Origin of the sequence: Bradyrhizobium jicamae (genome assembly GCF_001440395.1) — a bacterium.
Lineage (GTDB): Bacteria > Pseudomonadota > Alphaproteobacteria > Rhizobiales > Xanthobacteraceae > Bradyrhizobium > Bradyrhizobium jicamae.
Window position 1 is genome coordinate 1 of the sequence record NZ_LLXZ01000184.1, and the last position, 10,547, is coordinate 10,547.

The 10,547-nt window shown below is 61.5% G+C and carries 10 protein-coding genes; 6 read left to right on the forward strand and 4 right to left on the reverse strand.

Annotated features, from left to right (window positions below; genetic code table 11):
- On the forward strand, window positions 1–1,036 hold a 1,036-nt coding region (glmU, locus tag CQ12_RS31165), incomplete at its 5' end, for a bifunctional UDP-N-acetylglucosamine diphosphorylase/glucosamine-1-phosphate N-acetyltransferase GlmU (RefSeq protein WP_057839111.1).
- Between the two features lie 77 nt (window positions 1,037–1,113).
- Here the strand turns inward: glmU and CQ12_RS31170 are convergent.
- The 4 genes from CQ12_RS31170 to CQ12_RS44390 form a co-directional block, all read right to left on the reverse strand.
- Complete coding sequence (locus tag CQ12_RS31170) at window positions 1,114–2,913, reverse strand: vanadium-dependent haloperoxidase (RefSeq protein WP_057839116.1); 1,800 nt, start codon at window positions 2,911–2,913, stop codon at window positions 1,114–1,116.
- A 324-nt stretch (window positions 2,914–3,237) separates the two neighbouring features.
- Window positions 3,238–5,586: a tetratricopeptide repeat protein gene (locus CQ12_RS31175; RefSeq protein ID WP_057839112.1), complete on the reverse strand. Its 2,349-nt coding sequence runs from the start codon at window positions 5,584–5,586 to the stop codon at window positions 3,238–3,240.
- Between the two features lie 154 nt (window positions 5,587–5,740).
- On the reverse strand, window positions 5,741–5,914 hold the full coding sequence (locus CQ12_RS44385; RefSeq protein WP_157088602.1) for a hypothetical protein: 174 nt from the start codon (window positions 5,912–5,914) through the stop codon (window positions 5,741–5,743).
- Window positions 5,915–5,966: 52 nt separating this feature from the next.
- On the reverse strand, window positions 5,967–6,356 hold the full coding sequence (locus tag CQ12_RS44390; RefSeq protein ID WP_157088603.1) for a hypothetical protein: 390 nt from the start codon (window positions 6,354–6,356) through the stop codon (window positions 5,967–5,969).
- Window positions 6,357–6,674: 318 nt separating this feature from the next.
- Between CQ12_RS44390 and CQ12_RS31180 the strand changes: the two genes are divergently transcribed.
- The 5 genes from CQ12_RS31180 to CQ12_RS31190 form a co-directional block, all read left to right on the forward strand.
- Window positions 6,675–7,097 carry a tetratricopeptide repeat protein gene (locus tag CQ12_RS31180; RefSeq protein ID WP_057839113.1) on the forward strand — a complete coding sequence of 141 codons (423 nt, stop codon included), beginning with the start codon at window positions 6,675–6,677 and terminating at the stop codon, window positions 7,095–7,097.
- A 210-nt stretch (window positions 7,098–7,307) separates the two neighbouring features.
- On the forward strand, window positions 7,308–8,951 hold the full coding sequence (locus CQ12_RS31185; RefSeq protein WP_057839114.1) for a GMC family oxidoreductase: 1,644 nt from the start codon (window positions 7,308–7,310) through the stop codon (window positions 8,949–8,951).
- A gap of 269 nt (window positions 8,952–9,220) precedes the next feature.
- Window positions 9,221–9,379, forward strand: a complete 159-nt coding sequence (locus CQ12_RS44395) for a bacteriocin (protein ID WP_157088604.1) — start codon at window positions 9,221–9,223, stop codon at window positions 9,377–9,379.
- 100 nt (window positions 9,380–9,479) lie between these two features.
- A complete protein-coding gene (locus CQ12_RS44400; protein WP_157088605.1) occupies window positions 9,480–9,647 on the forward strand; it encodes a hypothetical protein in 168 nt (55 codons plus the stop codon).
- Between the two features lie 415 nt (window positions 9,648–10,062).
- Window positions 10,063–10,547, forward strand: a 485-nt coding sequence (locus CQ12_RS31190) for a hypothetical protein (RefSeq protein ID WP_057839115.1), incomplete at its 3' end; no start/stop codon positions are given.

Genomic DNA, 10,547 nt, shown 5'->3' on the forward strand with positions numbered 1-10,547 from the left:
CGATACGCCGCTGATTTCGGCCGAGACGTTCGCGCGATTGCGCGCGCCGCTGGCCACGGGCGCGGCGCTGGCCGTGCTCGGCTTCCGCGCCGCCGACCCGACCGGCTATGGCCGGCTGCTGCTCGAAGGCGACCACCTGATGGCGATCCGCGAACATGCCGACGCGACGCTTGAAGAGCGCAAGGTCACGTTGTGCAACGCCGGCGTGATGGCGTTCGCGGGCGCCCGCGCGCTGGAAGTTCTCGACCGGATCGGCAATGCCAACAGCAAGGGCGAGTACTATCTGGTCGATGCCGTTACCATCATCAGGGAAATGGGATTGGAGGCCGTCGTGATCGAAACCAACGAAGATGAAGTGCGCGGCATCAACAACAAGGCCCAGCTTGCGGAAGCCGAAGCGGTGATGCAGGCACGGCTGCGCCAGGCGGCGCTCGATGCCGGCGTGACGCTGATCGCGCCCGAGACGGTCCATCTCGCCGCCGATACCAAATTCGGCAGCGACGTCACCATCGAGCCGTACGTGGTGATCGGCCCCGGCGTCACCATCGCCGACGGTGCGGTGATCCATTCGTTCTCGCACATCGTGCAGACGTCGATCGGCAAGAAGGCGTCGATCGGCCCTTACGCGCGGCTGCGCCCGGGCACCGCGCTCGGCGACGGCGTTCGGATCGGCAATTTCGTGGAGACCAAGGCCGCGACGATCGAAGCGGGCGCCAAGGTCAACCATCTGTCCTATGTCGGCGACGCCCATGTCGGCGCCAATTCCAACCTAGGCGCCGGCACCATCACCTGCAACTATGACGGCTTCTTCAAGCACAAGACCACGATCGGCGAGGGCGCCTTCGTCGGCACCAACTCCTCGCTGGTGGCGCCGGTGAAGATCGGCAAGGGCGCCTATATCGGCTCGGGCTCGGTCATCACCAAGGACGTGCCTGACGATGCGATGGCGGTGGAACGCAGCCCGCAGAACAATCGCGACGGCGGCGCCGCGAGGTACCGCGAGATGAAGATGCGGGCGAAGGCTGCGAAAGAGTAGGCGGCACGGCTTGTTAAAGCCATGCCGGCCCGGCGCGACCCTTCAAGTCGCGCCGCCAGTCCTCAGCCCTCCTGACGTCAGATCGTCACGCGGCTGCCGTCGAAGCGCGTGAAGGAGAAGCCGTCGAAGGGCTCGCGGAGCGTGGTGCGCTCGTCCCGCAGCATACCGATCGCCACCTCCTCGCCGATCGCCATGGACGCGGAAGCGTCGGAACGCCAGTGGATTCCAGCCCAATTCCGTCCGAAACCGTAATTCATCGCGAGCTTGTTCAATTCGCCACCAATCGTGAGCGGCGGGCCGCTGTACGGCACGAGCTTCGTCGGGTCGGCCGGATCCGGCTGTACCGGATTGGCGATGACGCGGCTCTCGTCGAAGAACGCCTTCAATATGGTAGCGGTGACGGCACCAGCACCCGTGGCACCGCCGGGATAGGTGGAGTGAAGCGGCGCTCCGTCCGGATAGGTCTGTGACAAAAGGTAGGTGCCGTATTTGGCTTTACTGCGCTCGAGGGCTTCCGATTTCAGGAAGTTCTCATGCAACGGATAGTCGCTCACGCCATTGGCGAGGCGATGGTGCGCCAGACCGCCATAGGCTTCCGGTCGCAGAGAACGGTGCACGAAATACTTCTGCCAGTAGACCGCACGGACGGAGTTACTGATCCCCATGGCGAGGAGTGCCTGCACATAGGGCAATCCGAACGTGCCCCCCGCAGGTCCCTGGGTCTTCGATTTCCGATACGGGTTCGATGGGTAGGACGCGGGCTCTGTCGGCGGATACATGCCGGTATAGCGTGGGTCCGCTCCACCGCCGGGGGTCGCAAGCATCAGTGCTGCCGCCCACCCAAGTGCAGGACCACTGCGGATATACTCCGCGAGATCTCTTCCTGTCGTGATGTATCGCGGTGTCGCGTTGAACTCCAACCGGCGTTTCGCTGCCGTGCCGTTCTGGCTCGCCAGCCACTCCTCGTATTCGATCAGGAATTCGCTTGTCGGCAACGCGGTGCGAATTTGAGCGCTGATCCATTGTGCGGCATAGGGCACGTCGCGGAGCAGGAATTGTGAGATCAGCGGGCCGTCCAGAACGCCTGGAGGCGTGACGGAGCGGCCCTTCGGGTCAGTCGGATCGAAATAGAGCGCATTGGCGCGGAACAGTGTGCCGGGCGTAACCCGCCCGCCGGACTTCGGCCCCCGGAAATCGGCAAGCTTGTCGATCTCCTCGGTCGCGGCGAGCACGTCGCGATGGGTGGTGTCGTCGCGCAACTCGGTCAGCGGAACGTCACGAAGCAGGGACTGCCAATAGACCTCGACCGCCTCACCGCCGCGCTCCGCACCTGCAAGCGCCGGCGCCGGCGGTATCGCAATCTGGGTAGGGTTGATGCCGCTCAGGCTGACGGCCTGCGTACCGATGGGATTGAGCAGTTTGCGCGTGCCGCCGAGCGGGATTTTCTCGAAATCGGCTGCTTCGCCCGACTGGCAGGCGGTAGAGAGCGCCTGCCATGCCGCTGGCTCCACTTCGCCGCGTTTGTCGTGCGGCAGGCCCCGTGAATCGGAACCGATCTTGTTGGTGTAGCGCGCCTCATCGCCATTTGCCGGGTGGGGCGCGATGGGAATTCTCTCGACGTTGCTCGCGCAGGCCTGTCGGACTTCGACAGCGCGGCGCTTGAACGCCGCGTCGAGCGGGCGCACGTCCACGCCGACGCCCACAGTCTGCGCCGCGGCCGGGGCTATTCCGGGCAAGCCCGGCGGCGACGTCAACACGGCGGTGCCAACGGCGATGCCGGCCCCGCCGAGCAACGAACGGCGCGTGACCGCGGCGGCCGGCAGGGCCGGCGACAGCAGGTCGGATTCAGTCGAAATGATGGGATCGTGGTCGGCCATGGGGATCTCCTCCCTCGCAGGCGAATCCAGGATTGCGCCGGAGCCTTCCACTCTCTTGTGCGCCTGTCCTAGACGCGAATTTATTCCATCAGGAGGAGGCGGGAGGAGATTGACACAGATCAATAAGAGAGTCGTGCAGACCAATTGAAAAGATCGGTACACCGGCGGGAGCTGCTGATGAACCGAGACAACGTGCTTTTCTGGATTTCGCTTACCTGGTCTGCCACGGTGTTCGGTGTGGCGATCGGGCTACTTGTTTTCAGGTGAACGGGCAGATGCCCCGGGCGGACGTGGCATCGTGTCGCCACAGCGCCGCCAGGCGCCTCATTTTCCCAGCCCTCGGGCTAGCTTGCCCTCGATCTTCTTCGCGCCGGCGGGATCGGGCTTGAGCGACAACGCCATCTCCCAGGATTTACGCGCCTCGCCCTCACGTCCAGTCCGCCAGTACGCATCGCCGAGATGGTCTCTGGTTTCGTGGCTGTTCGGGTCGAGAGCAGCCGCGCGCTCCATGTGCTTGATCGCCTCCTGATAGTCGCCGAGGCGGTAGTGCGCCCAGCCGAGGCTGTCGAGCAGATTGCCGTCGTCCGGTTTGAGCCTGACGGCCTTCTCGAGTAGCGCGAGGCCCTCCTTCAGCTTGAGATTCCGATCGACCCAACTAAAGCCGAGACTATTGAGAACCGCGGGCTGATCGGGATCGAGCTCGATTGCCTTGAGATAATCCGCCTCGGCCTGAGGCCATTTGCCGAGCTGCTCGTAGCTGTAGCCGCGAAGATGCCAGTAGGCCCAGTGCGCCTTCTCCGGCTTGCCGGCCAACTCGATTGCTTTGGCGTAATCCTTCACCGCGCGTTCGAAATCGCGCTTGCCGCGATATGCATCGGCGCGAATGCCATAGGCCCACGCATGTTTCGGGTTGAGGCGGATCGCCTCGCTGCAATCCTTGATGGCGCGGTCGTTGTCGCCCTTGTTGGAGTAGGCGCTGCCGCGGCTGTAATAAGCCTTCGCATTTTTCGGATCGAGGCGGATGACCTCGTTGAAATCCGTAATCGCGCGGTCGTAATCGCCCTTGCTGGCGTAGGCGGTACCGCGATTGGAATAGCCTTGCGCATCCTTCGGGTCGAGCCGGATTGCCTCGTCGAACTCCCGGATGGCGCGGTCGTAATCGCTCTTGCCGAAATAAACCGCCCCGCGATTGAAATAGGCAACGGCATATTTCGGGTCGAGCCGGATCGCCTCGCTGTAATCCTCGATGGCGCGCTCGCCGTCGCCTTTTTCCCTGCGGGCATTGCCGCGATTGTACCAGGCCGCCACATATTTCGGATCGAGGCGGATGGCCTCGTCGAAGTCCGCTATGGCGCGATCGTTTTCGCCCTTGTTGGAGTAGGCGGTGCCGCGCGTGTACCGGGCCATCGCATCTTTCGGATCGAGACGGATCGCCTCGTCGAACTCCTTGATGGCGCGGTCGCGCTCGCCCTTGTGCGAGTAGGCAACGCCGCGATTGTACCAGGCGGCCGCGTATTTCGGGTCGAGGCGGATCACCTCGCCGTAATCCCTGATCGCGCGGTCGTTGTCGCCCTTCTCCTTGTGGACATTGCCGCGGTCGAAATAGGCGACCATAGCTTTCGGATCGAGCCGGATCGCCTGGTCGAAATCCTTGATGGCGCGATCGTTGTCGCCCTTGCTGGCGTAGGCGGTGCCGCGAATGTAATGGGCCGCCGCATCTTTCGGATCGCGCCGGATTGCCTCGTCGAGCTCCTTGATGACGCGGTCGGAGTCGACCTTTTCGGAAGTAGCTTTGCCGGGATCGCTCGGAGGCGTTGGCGCGGTTTGAACAGCGCTCCGCCGCAGCCGCGCCGCTTCATCGTAATCCTTCTTGGCCCGCGCGGCGTCTCCCTTGGTTTCATAGGCCCGCCCGCGAATTTCATACGCAAGCGCATATTTCGGATCGAGCCGGACCGCCTCGTCGTAATCCCTGATGGCGCGGTCGTTGTCGCCTTTGAAGAACCAGGCGCCGCCGCGATGCAGATAGCTGCTCGCATTTTTCGGGTCGAGGCGGATCGCCTCGCTGTAATCGTTGATGGCGCGGTCGTGATCGCGCTTGCCGGTGTAGGCAAGCCCGCGATTGAAATAGGCGTCCGCAAAGTTCGGATCGAGCCGGATCGCCTCGTCATGATCCCTGATGGCGCGGTCGTGGTCGCCCTTGCCGGAGTAGGCATTGCCGCGATTGCTGTAGGCGTCCGCAAATTTCGGATTCAGGCGGATCGCCTCGTCATGATCCTTGATGGCGCGGTCGTGATCGCCCTTGCTGTGATAGACTTTGCCGCGACCCTCATAGCCGAGCGCATATTGTGGATTGAGACGGATCGCCTCGTCCATATCAGCGAGGGCGCGGTCGTAATCGCCCTTCATGTGATACGCCCGGCCGCGGGCGTTATAGGCACGCACCGCCTTCGGATCGAGCCGGATCGCCTCGTCGTAATCCTTGATGGCGCGGTCGTAATCGCGCCTGGAGTAGGCATAGCCGCGATTGACATGGGCGTTGGCCCGGTTCGTCTCGCTCTCCGCGGCGCCGCGCGCCAGCACAGCCGTGCATCCTGCAATCTTGCGATCCTCGTCGCCGATCTGACCGCAATCCTCCCACGCCTTGTCAGCCGCGCGAGCCGGCGGCGCAAGCATGGTCAGGGACGCCAGAGCCAGGAAAAGACAACGCCGGAACATTTCATCCCCATTCAAAGCGCGTGGGCGAAGGCGGCGCGACAAGCCATGACGATATGCAGGCCTTCGCGTCAAAGCAGATATCAACCCAAGCTCAAAGCGATGTGAGCTTGGGTTAAAACCGTAAGTCGCCGCGACGGGCTTCTGGGTTCAAATTGGTCCAGCGTTCGGTCTTGGCGACGTCGGAGATCGCGAGCAGCCCACCGACAATCAGCTTTGGGATGAGGCGGTCACCAAGGGAAATAAGCTCGAAATCAAGGCGAATACGGGAAGCAGCGAACCGGATCACCGTAATTCCAGCCTCAAAGAGCTCGGTAGGCTCGGGGACTGGCGCGCGCGTCTCAGTCCAACCGCCTATTGCATTGTCGAATCTCGTGGTTCTGATTCTCGCGGCTCGGGCAGGGCTCTACCAAAAAACAGAGAACTTCATCACGTAGCGCATATATCATGATCTCTGCACTCTCGTTTCTGTCTGTCGATTTTCCAGTAAGCCTTATGCCTACACCGGCTTTATCGCCCGACAGCGACAGCCCTTCCACCCCAAAAGAAACGCCGGATACACACACTCGCGGCACTTCGGTCCATTGCCCATTGCGTTCAATGCGCATTGATCGTTCCAAGCCCACGCCTTGGAATTTTTCAGGGTTTAGGTCGCAAACAGGCTTGAGAGTTCGAAGTTCGATCCTCGCCAGATCTCGATCTTGCTGACCTTGTTGATCTTTGAAAGTCAACGTCACAACATCCGGCGCGCACCAAGGGCCAGAGTCCGCTCTGCAGAACGTCGAACTAGCGATTAGGAGGCCTAAGGCTCCAACGAGTGCGATCATTTTCATCGGTATGACTCAATAGCCGGATTTGCTTTTAAGCCTATCGAAATTGCGGTGATAGTGCACTTAATCCGGTCGAGCGTTGCCGGCGTGGCGGACTTAAGTGCGCTGTCGCCGTAACAGCATGCGGCAAAAGAGCTCTCTTGAACTTTCGCGTGTCTACACAATATTCAACGACCGTTCCCGGACGTGTATCCACCAGGGTAAGAGAAGAAATCGGGGATGGCGGTCGCCGCGGTATTTCGGGGTTTGATATTGGTATCAACCGTGCTCCTCTCGGAAGCGCTCTGTGCGGTTGGGCTTAATCGCATAGCTGCCTCATTGATCGAACGCCGATTGCGGAGTTTGCCCGAGTTCAACGACGTGCTTTGTATGCAACTGGCGGATATATACAATCGAGGCGGACGTTTCGAAGAGGCCATCCAACGACTGAGTGATGCGATTCAGCAGAATCCGACTAACGCTTTCCTGTATCTTGAGCTTGGTTTCTTACAAGAGAGTAGAACCAATTACGATCTAGCGCGCGACAACTTCAGCCGCGCGTTAACGTTGAGCACCGATTGTAGCGAGGGCTTTCGCAACGACCTTCAATTGAAGATCGATCAACTTGGCGGGAAGGACATCAAGGGAAGAACTCGAAGCTAGTCGAGATCAGGAGAGTTGCCACATATCGAGAGCAAAAGCGCCTCGCTGATGTACGCATTTTAGCCCCCCGATGCCAGCCAGGTCAGGCCGACACCTGGGTGGACAGCCTACAATCAATATGTGGCGGTGCACTCAATTGCTCTTCGCCAGCGGTAGATTAAGTGCACTGTCACCCGCAATTCTTATTAGCCAACAGGAATCGTCATCAGCATGATCTCTGTTGATCAAAGAGGCTGCTTCACGAGCCGGCAAGTCAATCGGCGCAAGGCACTTGCGGCGACGATCGGCGGCGGCCTGGCGCTGTCCAGTCTGGCTCGGTCCGCCGGCGCCGTGTCCGGCGTGCGTATACTCGATTCGCCTGAACAGCTTCGTTCAGCCTATGACTACGTCATTGTCGGTGCGGGATCGGCCGGTTGCGTTCTGGCGCATCGGCTTGGTCTGGCTGGACGACGGGTACTCGTTGTCGAGGCAGGCGGCCAAGCGAAGCTGGCTGATATCACAGACCCGCCGGAATGGCCCAAGCTCCAGGGCAGCCAGTTCGACTGGCGCTATCAGACAATCCCGCAACCGGGACTGGGAGGCCGCATCATTCGCTGCCCGCGCGGGAAGGTTGTGGGTGGTTCAAGCACCATCAATGCGCTCGCCTATCAGCGCGGCCATCCGGCCGCTTACGATCGCTGGCCCGAGGGGTGGCGCGCTTCGGACCTTCTGCCCTATTTCAGGCGCGCGGAGACTTTTTCCGGCGGCGCCAGTGCATGGCGGGGCGGCAACGGTCCTCTTCACGTGCTGTCACTCGCAGACGTCACGGATCGCACGCCTGTGGCATCCGCCTTCGTCAAGGCGTCGCAAGACCTCGGGTTCTCGATGTCGCCCGATATCGGAGGGGAGGTCACGACAGGCGTCGGCTGGAATCAACTCAGCATCAAAAGAGGGGTTCGCGACGATGCCGCGACGGCATATCTCGACAGTCTCGAGAACGTGGCCGTGGATCTCTTGGTGAACACGGAAGTGCTCGGTCTTGCGATCGAAGGCGGACGGTGCATCGGCCTGCGGCTTTCCGAACAAATCGTGCGGGCCGACGGCGAGCTCCTGCTTTGCGCCGGCGCAATCGATTCGCCCCGCCTCCTGATGCTGTCCGGAATAGGCCCCGCCGACCAGCTCCGATCTCTCGGTATTCCCGTTGTCCGGGATCTGCCGGATGTCGGTCGCCATCTTGAAGACCATCTGCTGGTCGCGGGTGTGGCCTACGCGGCGCGGCGCGACGTGCCGCGCTCGCATTATAACCATGCCGATGCTCTTCTCTACGTGCCGCCCAGTGACCCCAGGGAAAGTCCCGATCACCTTGTGATGTGCCTTTCCTTGCCGTTCGTCCTGCCAGGCGTCGGGGCGTTGCCTTCACCGGCTTACGTTCTTGTGCCTTGCCTGATGCGGCCCCGCAGCCGCGGGAGCGTGAAACTTGCCTCCGGCGATCCCCGGGTTCCGGCCTTGATCGATCCGAACTACCTCTCCGAGCCGGCCGATCTCGACCTTCTTGTCGAGGGCGTTTCTCTCGCGCGCGAAATCGGGGCCGGTGCTGCCTTTGCCGACTGGCGCACGCGGGAAGTTTATCCGGGGCCCGATGCAACAACCACGACCGACATACGCAAGTTCATTCTTCGTGCGGCGGATTCGTTCCATCACCCTGTCGGCACCTGCCGCATGGGCGCCGTCGTCGACAATGCCTTGCGTGTAAAAGGCGTCTCGGCCTTGCGCGTCATCGACGCGTCAGTATTCCCTGGAATCCCGCAGGCAATGACCAACGCCGCCACGATTGCGCTGGCCGAGAAGGCGAGCGATCTGGTGCTGGCTGGGTAAATGGCCAAACAACGCACCGTAATCCACTGTCACCGCAATTCTGTTCCGCGCGCGGCTGCTCAAGAGTCTGCTCGACAACCACGCCAGCTCCCAAGATCTGGTCCAGGAGTTGCTCGCCTGGAGACATCCTGCGTCTACTTGAACCCTGCATCGCGCCACCACGACCGACGACGACAACAGCGACATGTGTGACTAGAGTCACAGTGGCGGCGAGAGCGTTGGGCCAGTGTGGCGGCACCAGCGACGGATGGTCCGCGCTGGCTTGGATCATGAGCACGCCCCCCATGCACAATTCCGAAGCCAGCCCCGAAGTGCACGAACTGACCGACGAACAACTCGAACAGGTCTCAGGCGGAAAGCCGAGCGCGGTCCGCGATAGGCCAGTGGAGTACCTCGTCATCACACTGAAAGATGTGATCATCACGTAGTTTGGCCACGCTCTCGGCTCGTCGCGGCGGCGAGAGCGTTGCGCCGGTGTGGCCGCGCCCAGCGACGGATGGTCCGCGCTAGTTCGGATGGAGAGAAATCATGAACAAGACAGACGATGCATCGCAGTATCGAGAGCACGACAGAGTGTTGCAGGACAGTGAACTCGATATCGTTGCTGGTGGCTTTCCCGCTTTCCTGAGTTTTTCAACTAGCACCAGCATCAGCTCAGTCGGCGAGGCGCTGGCGACCATGGCCAGGAAGCAGTAAGAGTTTAGTTCGATTTAATTTTTTGCGGCGCGTCGCCGCCCATCAGCGCCCGCCGCAGCCTTCGCTTTTCGTTCGCGGTCCAGGCGGCACCGTTGAAACCGCGACCAGGTCCGCGCCGAAACATCGGACCTGGTCGGCGTCGGCTCGTCCCCTGGCGCAGAATACTTGTCCGGCTGGTCGGCAATCAGGCAATCGATCCGCGGCAAGTGACCATGACATAGCGCACGCCGGCCGAGGCGGTCGCTATCGGAACTCGCAAGTCATGATCGGAATTACGGTGACAGTGCACTCAATTGCACTTAGCCTGCGGCGATTAAGTGCACTGTCACCGTAATTCGAGCAGGAAGAAGACAGCGGGCGGATGAAGGACCACAGTACAGCCAAAGGTACGCCCTCTCGCACCGATGACCCAACGATGGAAGGCGAAGAAGACGAACACGGCGTCGAACTGTTCGTAGCTCACTTCGACGCGAGCCATCGTGCGCTCGCGGTCCATGAGGCAGGCCATGCCGTCGTCGCGCGTGCGCTCGGCGCGCAGGTCGTGTTCGTGGAGATCGACTTGATGACCGGCAACGGAAGGTCGCACTCACAAAACTTCGTCGAGCAGGTCAACAACCTTGCGGTCTGCGTTGCTGGCTGTAGGGCCGAGCACGCTTTCGACGCGCGGTCATCGCGAAGAACAAAGATCAGCGACTTCAGGAAGATGCGAAGATTGCTGTCGGACTTGCCGGGGGCGGATCGCCGCGCCGCGCGCGCGGAAGGATACCGGCTTGCCGACGCGATGCTGAGACAGCACGCGGCCAAGGCGCACCGGCTCGCCGACGAGCTAATGGCGCGGCGATGGGGGTTCTTCCGTTCAGCCACGAACGAGAACACGATATTTCCGATCACCAGCACAAG